The following is a 15,226-nucleotide window of genomic DNA, read 5'->3' on the forward strand; positions in this document are numbered from 1 at the left end:
CAAGGCGCGCAGCCATGACCGACACGCCGCTCCAACTGTTCAATTCGCTGACCCGCAGGCTCGAAACCTTCACGCCGGTGCATCCGGGGGAGGCCCGCGTTTATACTTGCGGGCCGACGGTCTATAATTACCAGCATATCGGCAATATGCGCGCCTACGTTTTCGCCGACACGCTTGGGCGCACCTTGCAGTGGAAAGGCTACAAGCTCACCCACGTCGTTAACATCACCGATGTCGGACACCTGACCTCGGACGCCGATGAAGGCGAGGATAAGATGGAGCGCATGGCCGCGCGCGAGGGAAAATCGGCATGGGATATCGCGCGGTTCTACCAGGAGGACTTCGAGCGCGATCTGGCGCGGCTGAATGTCCAGCCCAAGGCACACCCGCGCGCTACAGAATATGTCGAGGCGATGATCGAGTGGGGCAAGAGCATCGCCGAGCGACACTGCTATTTGCTTGAAAGCGGGCTTTACTTTGATGTGTCGACTGTTGCTGACTACGGGCGGCTCTCGGGTGAAGGCGAGCTGCAACTTCTATTGGGTCGTTTATCACGACGTTTGAAAGAAGCCCGTCATGACAGCGAATATCGCTCGGTAATGGAAGACTTTTTAACTGCCCTTCAGAAATCCGAGTCGGTCTCTCCCACAAAAATGGGAGCGAAAATACTAGCGACCGCTTCGCCATTGCTTAGTGCAGACGAAGCGCTGTTCGAGAAGATGTTTCCGCAGATCGTAGAGAGCTTTGGAAAATTCTTGGCAATTGGCCGGATTGACACGGTCGAGGGCAAGCGCAACGCCGCCGACTTCGCGATCTGGCGCAAGACCCCGCCGGGCGAGACGCGGCAGATGGAATGGGATTCGCCATGGGGCCGGGGCGCGCCGGGCTGGCACCTCGAATGCTCGGTGATGGGCGAGGCACTGCTCGGCTTCCCGTTCGACATCCACACCGGCGGGATCGACCACCGGGAAATCCACCACCCGAACGAAATCGCCCAGAACCAGGCGTTCTGCCACTCCGAATGCGGCGGGAACGGGACCGGCGCGAACATCTGGATGCACAACAACTTCCTGGTCGACCGGACCGGGAAAATGTCCAAGTCGTCCGGCGAATTCCTCCGGCTGCAATTGTTGATCGACAAGGGCTACCACCCGCTCGCCTATCGGATGATGTGCCTGCAGGCGCATTACCGCAGCGAGCTGGAATTTTCGTGGGAAGGTCTTAAGGCAGCGCTGACCCGGCTGAAGCGAATGTTGATGGGGGTGGAGAAGCTAAAAGAGAAAGCCGACCCGACCATCGTCGAGGACGTTCATAATGTCGTTCCTGACCAAGCAGCCCGCGAGTTGTTCAATGATTTGAATACCCCACGCGCGCTTGCGCATTTGGAGGCGGTGCTAGCGAAGGCTGATCACCCCAAGACGAAATTGGAGGCTGTGGGAAAATTCGACGAAATGCTCGGGCTTAATCTATTGGTGCTCACCCGCACCGATCTCCGCATCCGTCCCAAGTCCGCTGCGATCACCAAAGCTGAAATCGAAGCCGAGCTCGAGCGCCGCAAGGATGCCCGCGCGGCCAAGGATTTCGCCACCTCCGATGCCATCCGCGACGAGCTTGCCGCGAAGGGCGTCGAGGTGATGGACGGTGATCCGCTGGGTTGGGACTGGAAATTATGACCGACAAGACCATCGCCGTCCTCAGCGCCCTGATCCGGCCCGCGATCGAACCGCACTTGCCGGACTGGGTCGAACCGCGCTGGTTCGCCTCGACCGACGAGCTGATGGAAGTGGTGCCGGAAGCGGAGATCGGCTGGTTCGACTTGTACGATCACGCCCCGATGGCCGAAGGCGTCCGCCGGGCGGAGAAGCTGAAATGGTTCAACTCCATCTACGCGGGCCTCGATTTCCTGCCGCTCGACTTGCTGGCGCAGCGCGGTGTGACGGTGACCAACGGCGCGGGTATCAACGCGATCACGATTGCGGAATACACCCTGATGATGATGCTCACCTACGCCAAGGGCTACCGCGATGTCGTGCGCGCGCAGGACCGGCGCGAGTGGCTGCTGGATTCGCCGGGCAAGATCGAACTGGCGGGCAGCACGGCCTTGCTGCTGGGGTACGGCGCGATCGGCAAACTGATCGAGACGCGGCTCAAGGCGTTCGGCGTGGAGGTCACCGTCGTGCGCCGATCGGGCGGGGCGGACGGCACGCTCGGACCTGACGAATGGCGCAGAAAGCTGGGCGAATTCGACTGGGTGGTACTGGCGGTCCCGGCGACGCCCGAAACCGAGGGCATGATCGGTGCGGATGAACTCGCCGCGATGAAGGACACCGCCGTGCTGGTGAACATCGCGCGCGGCACGGTGGTGGATCAGGCGGCGCTGGTTGCTGCCCTGCAGGACAAGTCGATTGCCGCCGCGTTGCTCGACGTGACGGACCCGGAACCGTTGCCCACCGATCACGTGCTGTGGACGCTCGATAACGCGCATATCACGATGCATCTGTCGGGACGCGCGCAGGACAAGATGTTCGCCCGTTCTGCCGAGCGTTTCCTCGCCAATCTCGGCCGGTATCGCCGCGGCGAAGCGCTGGAACCGCGTTTCGATCCCGCGCTGGGCTATTGATCCGAATTAAATCGGGTTTGGCCGGTGACACCCGGCCCCGCCTTTGTTACGCAGTCCACACTAAAGGCGGAGGGGGCCGTGGAGCCTCGGTTTCGCCAGCGGTCGCGCCAAGTACATCTTTCGGCATCCGTTCCGGAATGCTGCTGTGGGGGGAACTGCGTTGACCGATACCAAGACCAAAGCTTCGGACCTGTTCATCGAATGCCTGGAAGCCGAGGGCGTGGAGTATATCTTTGGCGTCCCGGGAGAGGAAAATCTCGATTTCCTGGACTCGCTGTCACGTTCCCAGACCATCAAGTTGATCCTGACGCGCCACGAACAGGGGGCGGGCTTCATGGCCGCGACCTATGGCCGCCACACCGGCAGGACCGGAGTGTGCCTGGCGACGCTCGGCCCCGGAGCGACCAATTTCGTGACCGCCGCGGCTTATGCCCAATTGGGCGGGATGCCGATGATGATGATCACCGGCCAGAAGCCGATCAAGAAATCCAAGCAGGGCCGGTTCCAGATCCTCGACGTTGTGGCGATGATGGGGCCGATCACCAAATACGCGCACCAGCTGGCGGCGGGCGACAACATCCCGAGCCGCGTGCGCGAGGCGTTCCGTTTGGCCGAGGAAGAAAAACCCGGCGCGGTCCACCTCGAATTTCCCGAGGACATCGCGGAGGAACGGACCGATTCCCGGCCCATTCCGAAATCCATCGCCCGCCGGCCTTCTGCCGAAGTGAAGGCAGTCCGCCAAGCCGTGAAGGCGATCGAAGACGCCAAGGCCCCCGTGCTGGTGATCGGGGCGGGCGCCAACCGCAAGATGACCGGGCGGATGCTCAACCAGTTCATCGACAAGACCGGTATTCCCTTCGTGACCACCCAGATGGGCAAGGGCGTGATCGACGAGCGGCATCCGTTGTTCCTTGGCTGCGCGGCCTTGTCGGCAGGCGATTTCTGCCACCGCGCGATCGAAGATGCCGATTGCATCATCAATGTCGGCCATGACGTGATCGAAAAACCGCCGTTCTTCATGAAGCCGAACGGCGTGACGGTGATCCACCTTTCCACCCGCACGGCGGAGGTCGATCCGGTTTACTTCCCGCAGATCGAGGTGATCGGCGATATCGCCAACGCGATCTGGCAGATCAAGGAAGACATCGTTCGTTCCGGCCGCTGGAAATTCGATCACATGCTGGAATATCGCAAGGCGGAAGTGGCGCACACTTCGGGGCTGGCGGACGACACCCGCTTTCCCATCTTCCCGCCGCATCTGGTCGCCGCGACGCGGGACGCGATGCCCGAGGACGCGATCATCTGCCTCGATAACGGGGTGTACAAAATCTGGTATGCGCGCGGGTATTCGGCCTATCTTCCAAACACCGTGCTGCTCGATAATGCGCTCGCCACCATGGGGGCGGGGCTGCCTTCCGCGATGATGAGCGCCATGCTTTATCCAGACCGGAAAGTGATGGCGATCTGCGGCGATGGCGGCTTCATGATGAACAGCCAGGAAATGGAAACCGCCGTCCGGCTGAAGCTCAACATGACCGTACTGATCCTGCGCGATGACAGCTACGGGATGATCCGCTGGAAACAGGCCAACATGGGCTTCGAAGATTGGGGCCTGACTTACGGAAACCCGGATTTCGTCAAATATGCCGAAAGTTACGGAGCGCACGGTCACCGGGTCGAAAGCGCGGCGCACCTGAAGGAACTGCTGGATCATTGCCGCGATACGCCAGGCGTCCACCTGATCGATTGTCCGGTGGATTACATCGAAAACGACCAGATCCTGAACCACGACATCAAGGAACTTTCCGCCAAACTGTGAACTTGTACGGGTAACGGAGATTACCATGGTCAAATTGAAAGACGTCTACCCGCTGTACCTCAACAACAAGGCGGCGCAGCCCAACACCGATCTCGAAGTGCGCGACAAATTCACCGGCGAGGTCGCCTTTCGCACCGCGCTGGCGACGCCCGATGTGATCGAGGAAGCGATTGCCGGCGCAGTGCGGGCGGCGGAACCGATGGCGCGGCTGGCGAGCTATGAAAAGCAGGACGTGCTGACCCACTGCGTCTCGCGGTTCCGAGAACGGTTCGACGAGCTCGCCTATTCGCTATGCGTCGAGGCGGGCAAGCCGATCAAGGACGCGGAGGGCGAGGTCACCCGCCTGATCGACACCTTCCGCATCGCCGCCGAAGAAGCGACGCGCAATTACGGCGAGGTCCAGCCGCTGGATATCTCGGCGCGGGCCAAGGGCTATATGGGGATGTGGAAACGGGTGCCGATCGGGCCCTGCAGCTTCATTTCCCCGTTCAATTTCCCGCTCAACCTGGCGGCGCACAAGATCGCCCCGGCAATTGCAATGGGCTGTCCGTTCGTGATGAAGCCGGCCAGCCTGACGCCGCTGGGCGCGATTATCATGGGCGAGGTGCTGGCCGAATGCGACGCGCTGCCCGAAGGCGCGTTTTCCATCCTGCCCGCCAGCCGCGACGGGGCCGACCTGTTCACCACCGACGAACGGCTGAAGCTGCTTAGTTTTACCGGATCGCCGGGCGTTGGCTGGAAACTGAAGTCGAAGGCCGGGAAGAAGAAGGTCATCCTCGAGCTTGGCGGCAACGCGGCGGTGATCGTCGACAAGGATGCCGATCTGGACCACGCGCTGGAACGGATCATCTTCGGCGCGTTCTACCAATCCGGCCAAAGCTGCATTGGCGTCCAGCGGATCATCATTCACGACGATATCTATGACCGCTTCAAGGACATGCTCGTCGCCAAGACCAAGACGCTGGTGTCCGGCGATCCCAAGGACCGCGAAACATTCATCGGACCGATGATCTCGGATAAGGAAGCCGGCCGCCTGAAAGGCTGGATCGATGACGCAGTCTCCGCCGGGGCAACGCTGCTGTGCGGCGGCGAGTGCGAGGGCAACATGCTGCAGGCGACGTTGCTGGAAAATGTGCCGCGCGATTGCGACGCAAGCCGCGAAGAAGCTTTCGGTCCGCTCGCCAACTTGTCGCGCTTCTCCGAATTCGCGGACGCCATGGAACAGGTGAACGACAGCAGGTTCGGCCTGCAGGCGGGTATCTTCACCCGCGACATCCATCAGGTGCTGGATGCGTGGGACGTGCTGGATGTCGGCGGTGTGGTGGTGAACGACGTCTCGTCCTACCGGGTCGACAACATGCCTTACGGCGGGGTCAAGGATTCCGGCTTAGGTCGGGAGGGCATCCGCTTTGCGATGGAAGACATGAGCGAGATCCGCAATCTGATCATCCGGCGCGAAAGCGCAGGGTAGGGGCTGTTGCACGGTGCATCACGCATCCTGCAGCAGCAGCAGTTCGGCCTTCACCACCAGACGGATATCCGGGAGCATCGTGTGATCCACCGACAGGATTTCTGCGTCCGCGACCAATTGGCCGGGAATGGAGAATTCGTGGTCGGGCAATTCCGCGATGAAAAGTTCTCCGGCCTTTGCCGCCCGGATGCCTTCGAACACCATTTCGACCGAATGCCGCGCGCCTGAGAAGGTTATGCTGGCCCACGCCTGTTCGGAGTGCCGCAAGATTTGCGCTTCACCCCCGGCGAGTGCGGCCAGGGCCTCACGGAGTTTCTCACCGGGGCCGCGCCGAGTACCGCGCGCCGGACGAACGTCGATTGCGCTTTCAACCGACATGCGCATTCTCCTGGTTGGAACCATCCTGATAGCGCTCGATGAATTGCTCGACCCGCCGCGTTGTTCGGGAGCGCGGCGTTCGGCCATTGCGGAGATCCAGTACGAAGCGCGGATCATGCGTGGCCAGGCGGCCAAATTTGGTTGCGGCCATATCGGTCTGGCGTAGGAATTTTTCGATCGTACGAATGAGCATGCGGCCCTCATTTGATGTTGGTTCGACAAAAATGGGTTGTCGTTTGATCGGGCAACCCGCTGAATAGTTGGCGATTCGGCCAACTCCCCAGTCGTTGCCCTTCAAATCCTACTTGTCTAGGAAAAATACATCGTCTAAGTAGGAAATATGATGCGACCACACGGTATAAATAGTTCGGACCCGCGGCAGCGGCTGCTTGCGCTCTCCCAGGAGAGGGGCACCAGCCTGTCGGCACTTTCACGCCTCATTGGGAGAAACGAGACGTATTTACAGCAGTTTATTCGTAAAGGCAGTCCGAAGCACCTGCTCGAAAGCGATCGCCGCACTTTGGCGGAGTTCTTCGGCGTGGCGGAATCGGAAATTGGCGGGCCGGAGGAAATTTCCTATAATCCATCCGTCAAATTGCCTCTTTCGGCGCAGGATCAGGAGTGGATCATGGTTCCGCGGCTGCCGCTTGGTGCTTCTGCCGGGCCGGGTTCGGTCTCGTCCAACGAGCTTCCGTTCGGCAATTTCGGGTTTTCCCGCCGCTGGCTGCGGGAACAGGGGCTGGAAGCGGCCCAACTTTCGGCCATCCGGGTGGAAGGCGATTCGATGGAACCGTTGCTCCGCGCCGGGGATGAGATCCTGGTCGACCGCGCACCGCGTCCGTTTCGTGACGGCGTCCATGTCGTCCGGTTGGGTGATACGCTGGTGGTCAAACGCGTGGCGGCCCTCGGGGCGGGGCGGCTGTCGCTGCTGAGCCAGAACATGGCTTATCCGCCGGTCGAAGTCGGTGCGGACGAGGTCGAAATCATAGGCCGGGTCGTTTGGAAGAGCGGACGACTATGATCACCGGATGGGCGCCGACGTTGCAATCACGCCGGAGAAACGCCAGATCGCTGCCATGACCGAGACCAACCCGACCGAAACCAGGCAGCCCCCGATGCGCGCGGCAATCCTGCCTGTCACTCCGCTCCAGCAAAACTGCAGCCTGATCTGGTGCACCGCCACCATGAAGGGCGCGCTGGTCGATCCCGGCGGCGACCTCGATATGCTGAAGGCAGCGGTTGCCAAATCGGGCGTCTCGCTGGAGAAAATCCTCGTGACCCACGGCCATATCGACCATTGCGGCGAGGCGGGTGTGCTGGCGAAGGAACTCGGCCTTAAAATTGAAGGACCGCATGAAGCGGACCGGTTCTGGATCTCACGGCTCGATGAAGACGGCCGGAAATACGGTATCAACGGCCAAGTGTTCGAACCCGACCGCTGGCTGTCGGACGGGGACACGGTGACCGTGGGCGACCTGACACTCGACGTGATCCATTGCCCCGGCCATACGCCCGGACACGTCGTATTCTACCACGCGCCGAGCAAGTTCGCGATTGTCGGAGATGTGCTGTTCCAGGGATCAATCGGGCGAACCGACTTCCCGATGGGCAACCACCAGGACCTGCTCGACGCGATCACCGGCAAGCTGTGGCCGCTGGGCGGGGATGTGACCTTCATACCCGGACACGGCCCGATCAGCACCTTCGGCCAGGAACGCAAGACCAACCAGTTCGTCAGCGACCACGCCCTAGGCTGAGGGGATTACATCACCTGCAGGGGTATCAGCGTGGCAACGATCGCCAGCCCGAGCAGCGTCAGCATGGTAACAAGGGTGCCGATCATCCGGCCCTTGCCGAAGCGGCCATCGTCCATTCCCAATCCGTGCGCGATCCGCCCGAGCATATAGATGGCCGCGACATAGGCGAGCCAGTTGCCGCCTTTGCCGGTCATCTCGATGCCGGCGATCAGGATAAGCACGAAGGGGGTGTTCTCGACGAAATTCGCATGCGCCCGCATCCGCCGGATCACCTTGTCGTTACCGCCATCGCCGATGCTGACTTTCTCCGACCCGCGGACTTGCCCCACACGGATGCTGAGCCAGATGGCAAGGATCGCCGCCGCGGCGGCGGCAGTTAGCGTGACGGGTAGCAGCATGGAAATTCCCCTGTGATTGGTTTCAACCTGCTACCGATATGTTCGGCGGCTTGCAACTGCCAGCGAATCCGCTATAGGCCGCGCCTTCGCCGTTTGGACGGATCAGGAAACTGCGCAGGGCCGTTGGCCTTGTGCGATCTTCGACCTTCGCCTAGAGCGGCCCGTGAAACTGATTAACCTATAGAAGCAGGCTTCTCCAATGGCTGTCCCTAAACGTAAAGTATCCCCGCACCGCCGCGGCAACCGTCGCAGCCATGATTCGCTGAAGGTTGAGGCATTCCATGAATGCAACAATTGTGGCGAATTGAAGCGTCCGCACAATCTGTGCAACGCCTGTGGTCATTACAACGGTCGTGAGATCGTTGCGGTCGGACTCTGATTTCCGCCCAAAAACCCCGAAGTAACCGGAGTAAGTGCTGATGAGCCTCCCGCGTATCGCGATTGATGCGATGGGCGGTGATGTAGGCGTGCGTGTGATGATCGACGGCGCGGCAGAAGCCCGCCGCCATCATGACCGGTTCAAATTCCTGCTCGTGGGTGATGAAGCGCGGATCAGCACTGCTCTGGAATCGCACCCGAACCTGCGCGAAGCGTCCGAAATCCTCCATTGCGAAGATGTGGTCGGCGGTGACGAAAAGCCGACCCAGGCTCTGCGCCGGGCCAAGACGACATCGATGGGTCTCGCGGTAAACGCGGTCAAACGTGGCGATGCCGGGGCGGCTGTCAGCGCGGGAAACACCGGCGCGCTTATGGCGATGAGCAAGTTGGCGCTGCGGACCATGCCGGGCATTGACCGGCCCGCGCTCGCGGCGCTGTTGCCGACCCTGGGCGAGAATGACGTGATCATGCTCGACCTTGGGGCAAACACCGAATGCGATGCCCGCAATCTGGTGCAATTCGCGATCATGGGCGCAGCCTATTCCCGCATCGTGACTGGCCGCGAAGCCCCGCGCGTGCGGCTCCTCAACATCGGTACCGAGGAAATGAAGGGCACCGACCAGCTCCAGGTCGCCGCGGCCCAGTTGCGCGCCGCCACCGGGCTGGCGATGAGCTTCGATGGCTATATCGAAGCCGACAAGATCAACCGCGGCGAAGTGGATGTCGTGGTCTCCGACGGATTTTCCGGTAACATTGCACTGAAGGCGATCGAGGGCGCCGCCCGTTTCGTGACCGACCTGCTGCGCAACGCATTCACCAGTTCGCTGCGCTCCAAGATCGGCTTCCTTGTTTCGCGGCCCGCCACCGAATTGCTCAAGCACCATCTCGATCCCAACAACCACAACGGCGCGGTCTTCCTCGGCCTCAACGGGGTCGTGGTGAAAAGCCACGGCAGCGCGACGGCAGGCGGTGTGGCCAACGCGGTAATGGTGGCAGCGCGCTTGCTCGAAGAAGACCTGACGCAACGCATCGCCGCCGACATGGCCGCGCTCGGCGAAGACCGCCTGCGCGACTCCAAATGATCCGTTCGGTTATCTGCGGAAGCGGTTCGGCCTTGCCCGGCAAGGCGGTAACCAACGCGGAACTCGCGGAGCGCGTCGACACCAGCGACGAGTGGATTGTGGAGCGCACCGGAATTCGGCAGCGCTACATCGCATCGGACGGTGAGACGACCGGTACCCTCGCGATCGAGGCCGCGCGCAAAGCACTTTCAGCGGCCGGCATGGAAGCGTCCTCGATCGATCTGATAGTGCTGGCTACCGCCACGCCGGACCAGACCTTTCCCGCCACGGCCACCAAGGTCCAGCATGAACTGGGCTGCAATGGCGCGATCGCGTTCGATGTCGCGGCGGTGTGTTCGGGTTTTCTCTACGCCATGGCAACCGCGGATTCCATGCTCCGGACTGGCATGGCAAAACGCGCACTGGTGATCGGGGCGGAGACGTTCAGCCGCATCCTCGACTGGGAAGACCGGACCACCTGCGTCCTGTTCGGTGACGGTGCCGGCGCGATCGTGCTCGAAGCGCGCGAAGTGGAAGACGGCGGACCGGGCATCATCGCCACCAAATTGCACGCTGACGGTGCGCACGGAGAGCTGCTGTACGTCGACGGCGGTCCGTCGACCACCGGCACCGTCGGCAAACTGCGCATGAAGGGCCGCGAAGTTTTCCGTCATGCCGTGGTCAATCTGTCTGCCGTATTGAGCGAGACCTTGGCGGATACTGGACTGACGCCGGACGACATCGACTGGGTTGTGCCGCATCAGGCCAACGCCCGCATCCTCGATGCTACGGCGCGGAAATTGGGCCTTCCGCCGCAAAAAGTCATTGTAACTGTTGACCAACATGCCAACACTTCGGCAGCGTCGGTGCCGCTGGCGTTCGATGTTGCGGTCAAGGATGGACGGATCAAGAGCGGTGATCTGGTCATGTTCGAAGCGATGGGCGGCGGCTTTACCTGGGGCGCCAGCCTGGTCCGCATGTAGCGGATGACGCTCCTGTCGGCGGGTTAGGGTTGATCGAGGCCCCAAAAAAACAAGCGGGTGTGCACGTTTTTTAGCCGGTTAGCTGTTGTTAAGTGGCGATTAGATATGTATTATATAACATACATCTATTCAACGGGTCGCGCCTTTGAAGAACAAGGAGGACCTGCATGATGCGTTCAGTGGGCACGTTGACCCGAGCGGATTTGGCGGAAACCATAAATCGCAAGTTGGGTTTTTCCCGGGCCGAGTCGCTCGGTCTCGTCGAAGCGATCCTCGAGAAAATTTGTGCTGCCATGACACACGGCGAGAACGTCAAGATCTCGGGCTTTGGCAGTTTTGTTCTGCGCGACAAGAAAGAACGGGTCGGTCGTAATCCCAAGACCGGCGTGGAAGTTCCCATCACCCCGCGCCGCGTCATGACCTTCCGGGCCAGCCAATTGCTCAAGGACCGAATAGCGAAGGGATGACCGGATGAGGGCCAAATTTACCGACGGAAAGGACGAGGGTGCCCTGCGCACCATCGGCGAGGTCAGTGCGGCGCTGGGGATCAAGACACACGTGCTGCGGTATTGGGAACAGCAATTCCCCACCCTGCAGCCGCTGAAACGCAGTGGTCGCCGCTATTACCGGCCCGAAGATATCGCCCTGCTGGAGACGATCGACAGGTTGGTCAATCGCGACGGTTACACGCTCAAGGGCGCGCAGCAGGCGCTGAAGGATCGGCGGGACACGCCTTTGGCCGGGCAGCATCCCGATCATGTTGCCGCGGAACTCGCGCCGGAACTGTCGGTCGACGACGCGGTAACGCATCCCGGCGGCGAAGTTCCGGCTCAGGTAATTACCCGTCTGAAATCGATCCGGTCCACACTCGCGCAGGCTCTCGAGGCCTGAAGCTTTTGCCTATTCGGCAGCGAGTAATTCCTCTGCCGCACCGAGATCGACGCTGACGAGGCGCGATATACCCTGTTCGACCATGGTCACCCCGAACAGCCGGTGCATCCGGCTCATCGTCACCGCATTGTGGGTCACGATAAGATAGCGAGTATCGGTTTCGTGGGTCATCGCTTCCAGCAGGTCGCAGAACCGGTCGATGTTTGCATCGTCCAGCGGCGCATCGACTTCGTCCAGTACGCAAATGGGTGCGGGGTTGGTCAGGAACAACGCGAAGATCAGCGCGATCGCGGTCAGTGCCTGCTCGCCGCCCGATAGCAGCGTCAGCGATTGCAGGCGCTTGCCAGGCGGCTGGGCGAATATTTCGAGGCCGGCTTCCAGCGGATCGTCGCTGTCGATCAGCGCCAGATGCGCTTGCCCCCCTTCGAACAGGCGGGTGAACAACCGGCGGAAATGCGTGTCGACTTGCTCGAATGCGGCGCGTAGCCGTTCGCGGCCTTCGCGGTTGAGATTGCCGATAGAGCCGCGCAGCCGGTTGACCGCTTCCGCCAGTTCGGCCTGTTCCTCGGCACTGGAACCGGCCTCCGTCTCGAGCTTCGACAATTCCTCGGCGGCTACCAGGTTGACCGGCCCGATCCGTTCGCGGCTGGCCGTCAGCCTTTCCATTTCCTCCGACTCGGCGGACGAATTGCCGACCGTTTCCGCATCGAAGCCAAACCGGCCCGCCAGCAGCGGGGGAGGGCATTGGAAACGCTCGCCCGAGATACGCGCCATTTCGCTGCGTCGCGATTCCTCGTTCTCCGCCCGCGCGGCCGATCCGGCGCGGGTTTCCCTTGCAGTGCTGAGCGCTTCGTTGGCCTGCGCGAACGCCTGGTCCGCCTGCTGTGCGGCGGCGACGGTACGGGCAACGGCTGCTTCGGCTTCGCCAAGTTCCTTGCCCAGCCTTTCCCGGACGGTGTCGCCTTGTTCGATCTCCCGCATCAGGCCCGCCGGTTTCGCGGCATAGACCGCCTGGTCCTGTTCGATTTCCTCCAGCCGCCGGGCGAAGTCGGACAGCCGACGCGCCGCGTCACCGGAACGTGCCTGCCAGCCTGCCATGTCAGTCCGCTGCGCCGCTGTACGTTCCCGCGCCACCGCAAGCGCCTGGTCGTGGGCGGCAAGCTCCGCGGTTGCCGATTGCAGCAGGGAACGGGCCGCCTCGTGCCTGGCTCTCGCTGCGTCGAGCGAGGTCCGCCCCGCGCCGGGATCGGGCAGGGACGCCAACTTTTCGCGCGCCGCAGCCAGTTCGGAATTGGCCTGTTCGCGCTGTTCGGCGAGGTCGTTGGCGGAGGCTGCCAATTGCGCAAGTTGGGCTGCAATCCGTTCCCGGGCCGCCTCGGCTTGGTCGAGGCCCCGCAAGGCCTGACGTTCACGCTCCGCCGCTTCGCCTACATCGCGTTCTGCGGCGACGAGATTGCGCTGGAGTTCCGACAGTTGCTCCTGCGCCGCCGCCTGCGCTGCTTCGGCTGCCGCGGCGGTCTCACGCACAGCGGGCAATCGTTCCGCGAGTTCGGCGAAGCGGTTCTCCGCCTCCAGCTGCGCAGCCTCCGCCGCACCTTCGCCGCGTGCGATGAACCCGTCCCAGCGGCGCAGGGCACCGGCAGTCGTCACCAGCCATTCGCCGGGTTGCAGCGTGCGCCCATCGTCCCGCTGCGTCACATGAACCAGCGCCAGCCGCGCGGCCAGTTGGGGCGGACAATCACGGACATGGGCTGCCAGACTGTCCGCGACGGGGCGGGGGGCTTCGCGTCCGGTCCAGAACCGCCCGTCAATATCGGTTACCGGTGTTCCCAAGGGAGATTTCGCGTCGCGCCCGAGCACAGCAGCCAGCGCGCGTTCGTAACCCTTTTCCGCCCGCACCTTGTCCAGTGCGGCGGGCAAGCCAGACCTTCCGGCCGCACGTTTCTCCCGCGCCTCCCGGTCACGGGCGAGCGCGCCGTATTCGCGTTCGATCCCGGCCAGTTCGGCGCGGGCGGCGGAAACGGCGCTGGCGGTATCGTCGCGGGTTTCCTGCAATTCCTGTTTGCTCGCCTGCTGCCGGGCGAGAGTATCGCGCAATTCGGCGAGCATTTTGGCGGCTTCGGCGGCGGCATCCTTTGCGGCGGTTACCGCGGCATCCGGATCGCTGCCGCCTGACAAAGCTGCGCGGGCGGCTTCCTGCCGGCGCGCTTCGCTGTCCAGCCGGTCGATCCGCGCCTGTGCCTGGTCGATGGCGGCCTGCGCGACCCGCCATTCCGCCTCGACCCCGGCATGGTCGGCGGTGGCCTTGGCAAAGGCGAGTTCCGCAGCGCGGCCCGCGCGTTCCTGGTCTTCCAGCTTCGCTGCCAGCGCGGGGCGGCGGGTCTCGTCCTCGGCAAGCGATTTTTCGCTGGCGGCGAGGTCCTTCTCCAACCGTGCGAGCGCTTCCGCGGCGTCCTTTGTCAGGCGGTCCGCTTCGCCGCGATCTTCCTCCAGCCGGGCTTTCTGCCGGTTGAGGTCGGCAAGACGCTGTTCGGCGGCTTCGAGCTGGCTTCCGAGCGCGGCCATCCGGTGACCGTGCGCGCTGCTGTCATCGCGCCGGTCGGCCAGTTCCTCGCGCGCTTCGGCCAGCGCGGCGGCGGCGGCGTGTTGGGCCTTTTGTGCCGCGCCGGTAGCCTGTTGCGCTTCGGAGACGCGGGCGTCGGCGGCTTTGGCTTCCTCCCGCGCGGCCGTCGCGGCGGCGGCGGCATCGCGCCAGCGGGCGAACAACAGCCGGGCTTCGGACACGCGGATTTCTTCGGACAGCCTGGTATAGCGTTCCGCCTGCTTCGCCTGGCGGCGGAGAGACGCCATCTGGGTGTCGAGACCGGCCATCAGGTCTTCCAGCCGCGCCAGATTGGCTTCCGTCTGGCGCAATTTGCCCTCGGCATCGCGGCGGCGGACATGCAAGCCGGCAATCCCGGCCGCTTCTTCCAGCATTTGCCGGCGTTCGGCGGGCTTGGCGGCGATGACCTGGGCAATCTTGCCCTGGCTGACCAGCGCCGGGGAGTGCGCCCCGGTGGCCGCGTCGGCAAAGGTCAGCGACACGTCCTTCGCGCGCACGTCGCGGCCATTCACGCGGTAGGCGGAACCGGCGCCGCGTTCGATACGGCGGGTGACGTCGAGTTCCTCGCCATCGGCGGTTTCGCCCTGCAACACCACTTCGGCGAAATCGCGCGGCGGACGGGTGGCGGTCCCGGCGAAGATCACGTCCTCCATCCCGCCCGAGCGCATCGACTTGGGCGAGTTTTCACCCATTACCCAGCGGATCGCTTCGAGCAGGTTGGACTTGCCGCAGCCATTCGGCCCGACCACGCCAGTCAGTCCGGGTTCGATGCGCAATTCCGCAGGCTCTACAAAGCTTTTAAATCCGCTGAGCTTGAGCCGCTTGATTTGCATTCCGGTTGCTGTTCCCCCCGACCCCTGTCGTTCCG

At 62.7% G+C, this 15,226-nt stretch carries 15 protein-coding genes; 12 read left to right on the plus strand and 3 right to left on the minus strand.

The features are described from left to right. Positions 1-14 precede the first annotated feature (14 nt). From GRI65_RS15195 to GRI65_RS01830, 4 genes are all read left to right on the plus strand, one after another. Positions 15-1,673 (plus strand): cysteine--tRNA ligase, encoded by a 1,659-nt coding sequence (locus GRI65_RS15195; RefSeq protein ID WP_232843885.1) that lies wholly within the window; start codon positions 15-17, stop codon positions 1,671-1,673. Continuing rightward, positions 1,670-2,620 (plus strand): D-2-hydroxyacid dehydrogenase, encoded by a 951-nt coding sequence (locus tag GRI65_RS01820; RefSeq protein WP_160754825.1) that lies wholly within the window; start codon positions 1,670-1,672, stop codon positions 2,618-2,620. Before GRI65_RS15195 ends, GRI65_RS01820 begins: the two co-directional genes overlap by 4 nt. Positions 2,621-2,780: 160 nt before the next feature. Next, the gene (locus tag GRI65_RS01825) at positions 2,781-4,439 is read left to right on the plus strand and encodes an acetolactate synthase large subunit (protein ID WP_160754826.1); all 1,659 of its coding nucleotides are present in this window, start codon (positions 2,781-2,783) and stop codon (positions 4,437-4,439) included. A 25-nt stretch (positions 4,440-4,464) separates the two neighbouring features. Then, positions 4,465-5,910, plus strand: a complete 1,446-nt coding sequence (locus tag GRI65_RS01830) for an aldehyde dehydrogenase family protein (RefSeq protein ID WP_202391078.1) — start codon at positions 4,465-4,467, stop codon at positions 5,908-5,910. Between the two features lie 18 nt (positions 5,911-5,928). Here GRI65_RS01830 and GRI65_RS01835 read toward each other — a convergent pair whose 3' ends face one another. Beyond that, positions 5,929-6,288, minus strand: coding sequence for a hypothetical protein (locus tag GRI65_RS01835; protein WP_160754827.1), 360 nt, complete (start codon positions 6,286-6,288; stop codon positions 5,929-5,931). Between GRI65_RS01835 and GRI65_RS15485 the strand changes: the two genes are divergently transcribed. The 3 genes from GRI65_RS15485 to GRI65_RS01850 all read left to right on the plus strand — a co-directional run bounded on the left by GRI65_RS15485 (position 6,287) and on the right by GRI65_RS01850 (position 8,045). Next, a complete protein-coding gene (locus GRI65_RS15485; protein ID WP_160754828.1) occupies positions 6,287-6,454 on the plus strand; it encodes a hypothetical protein in 168 nt (55 codons plus the stop codon). The two genes, GRI65_RS01835 and GRI65_RS15485, sit on opposite strands and share 2 nt — an antisense overlap. Positions 6,455-6,631: 177 nt before the next feature. Next, positions 6,632-7,309 (plus strand): LexA family transcriptional regulator, encoded by a 678-nt coding sequence (locus GRI65_RS01845; protein WP_408609027.1) that lies wholly within the window; start codon positions 6,632-6,634, stop codon positions 7,307-7,309. A 94-nt stretch (positions 7,310-7,403) separates the two neighbouring features. Beyond that, complete coding sequence (locus tag GRI65_RS01850; RefSeq protein ID WP_160755555.1) at positions 7,404-8,045, plus strand: MBL fold metallo-hydrolase; 642 nt, start codon at positions 7,404-7,406, stop codon at positions 8,043-8,045. Between the two features lie 5 nt (positions 8,046-8,050). Here the strand turns inward: GRI65_RS01850 and GRI65_RS01855 are convergent, their stop codons facing one another. Next, entirely contained in the window at positions 8,051-8,443 is a 393-nt protein-coding gene (locus tag GRI65_RS01855) for an MAPEG family protein (RefSeq protein WP_160754830.1), read from the minus strand. A gap of 199 nt (positions 8,444-8,642) precedes the next feature. Here GRI65_RS01855 and rpmF point away from each other — a divergent pair, with 199 nt between their 5' ends. From rpmF to GRI65_RS01880, 5 genes are all read left to right on the plus strand, one after another. Then, complete coding sequence (rpmF, locus tag GRI65_RS01860; RefSeq protein WP_160754831.1) at positions 8,643-8,822, plus strand: 50S ribosomal protein L32; 180 nt, start codon at positions 8,643-8,645, stop codon at positions 8,820-8,822. A gap of 40 nt (positions 8,823-8,862) precedes the next feature. Continuing rightward, positions 8,863-9,903, plus strand: coding sequence for a phosphate acyltransferase PlsX (gene plsX / locus GRI65_RS01865; protein ID WP_160754832.1), 1,041 nt, complete (start codon positions 8,863-8,865; stop codon positions 9,901-9,903). Then, positions 9,900-10,865, plus strand: coding sequence for a beta-ketoacyl-ACP synthase III (locus GRI65_RS01870; RefSeq protein ID WP_160754833.1), 966 nt, complete (start codon positions 9,900-9,902; stop codon positions 10,863-10,865). Before plsX ends, GRI65_RS01870 begins: the two co-directional genes overlap by 4 nt. A 167-nt stretch (positions 10,866-11,032) precedes the next feature. Continuing rightward, a complete protein-coding gene (locus tag GRI65_RS01875; RefSeq protein ID WP_202391080.1) occupies positions 11,033-11,332 on the plus strand; it encodes an integration host factor subunit alpha in 300 nt (99 codons plus the stop codon). Positions 11,333-11,336: 4 nt separating this feature from the next. Then, positions 11,337-11,756 (plus strand): MerR family transcriptional regulator, encoded by a 420-nt coding sequence (locus GRI65_RS01880; protein ID WP_160754834.1) that lies wholly within the window; start codon positions 11,337-11,339, stop codon positions 11,754-11,756. Positions 11,757-11,765: 9 nt separating this feature from the next. On the opposite strand, the gene smc is transcribed toward GRI65_RS01880, so the two are convergent. Next, on the minus strand, positions 11,766-15,191 hold the full coding sequence (gene smc, locus GRI65_RS01885; protein WP_160754835.1) for a chromosome segregation protein SMC: 3,426 nt from the start codon (positions 15,189-15,191) through the stop codon (positions 11,766-11,768). Between the last annotated feature and the right edge of the window lie 35 nt (positions 15,192-15,226).

This window comes from Allopontixanthobacter sediminis, from assembly GCF_009828115.1.
In the GTDB taxonomy this organism is placed as follows: Bacteria; Pseudomonadota; Alphaproteobacteria; order Sphingomonadales; family Sphingomonadaceae; genus Allopontixanthobacter; species Allopontixanthobacter sediminis.

Coding starts and splice junctions, on each gene's coding strand:
- GRI65_RS01845 (WP_408609027.1), top strand. CDS start 6,632: ATGCGACCACACGGTATAAATAGTTCGGACCCGCGGCAGCGGCTGCTT.
- GRI65_RS15485 (WP_160754828.1), top strand. CDS start 6,287: ATGCGCATTCTCCTGGTTGGAACCATCCTGATAGCGCTCGATGAATTG.
- GRI65_RS01835 (WP_160754827.1), bottom strand. CDS start 6,288: ATGTCGGTTGAAAGCGCAATCGACGTTCGTCCGGCGCGCGGTACTCGG.
- smc (WP_160754835.1), bottom strand. CDS start 15,191: ATGCAAATCAAGCGGCTCAAGCTCAGCGGATTTAAAAGCTTTGTAGAG.
- rpmF (WP_160754831.1), top strand. CDS start 8,643: ATGGCTGTCCCTAAACGTAAAGTATCCCCGCACCGCCGCGGCAACCGT.
- GRI65_RS01880 (WP_160754834.1), top strand. CDS start 11,337: ATGAGGGCCAAATTTACCGACGGAAAGGACGAGGGTGCCCTGCGCACC.
- GRI65_RS01870 (WP_160754833.1), top strand. CDS start 9,900: ATGATCCGTTCGGTTATCTGCGGAAGCGGTTCGGCCTTGCCCGGCAAG.
- GRI65_RS01820 (WP_160754825.1), top strand. CDS start 1,670: ATGACCGACAAGACCATCGCCGTCCTCAGCGCCCTGATCCGGCCCGCG.
- GRI65_RS01830 (WP_202391078.1), top strand. CDS start 4,465: ATGGTCAAATTGAAAGACGTCTACCCGCTGTACCTCAACAACAAGGCG.
- GRI65_RS01875 (WP_202391080.1), top strand. CDS start 11,033: ATGATGCGTTCAGTGGGCACGTTGACCCGAGCGGATTTGGCGGAAACC.
- GRI65_RS15195 (WP_232843885.1), top strand. CDS start 15: ATGACCGACACGCCGCTCCAACTGTTCAATTCGCTGACCCGCAGGCTC.
- GRI65_RS01855 (WP_160754830.1), bottom strand. CDS start 8,443: ATGCTGCTACCCGTCACGCTAACTGCCGCCGCCGCGGCGGCGATCCTT.
- GRI65_RS01850 (WP_160755555.1), top strand. CDS start 7,404: ATGCGCGCGGCAATCCTGCCTGTCACTCCGCTCCAGCAAAACTGCAGC.
- plsX (WP_160754832.1), top strand. CDS start 8,863: ATGAGCCTCCCGCGTATCGCGATTGATGCGATGGGCGGTGATGTAGGC.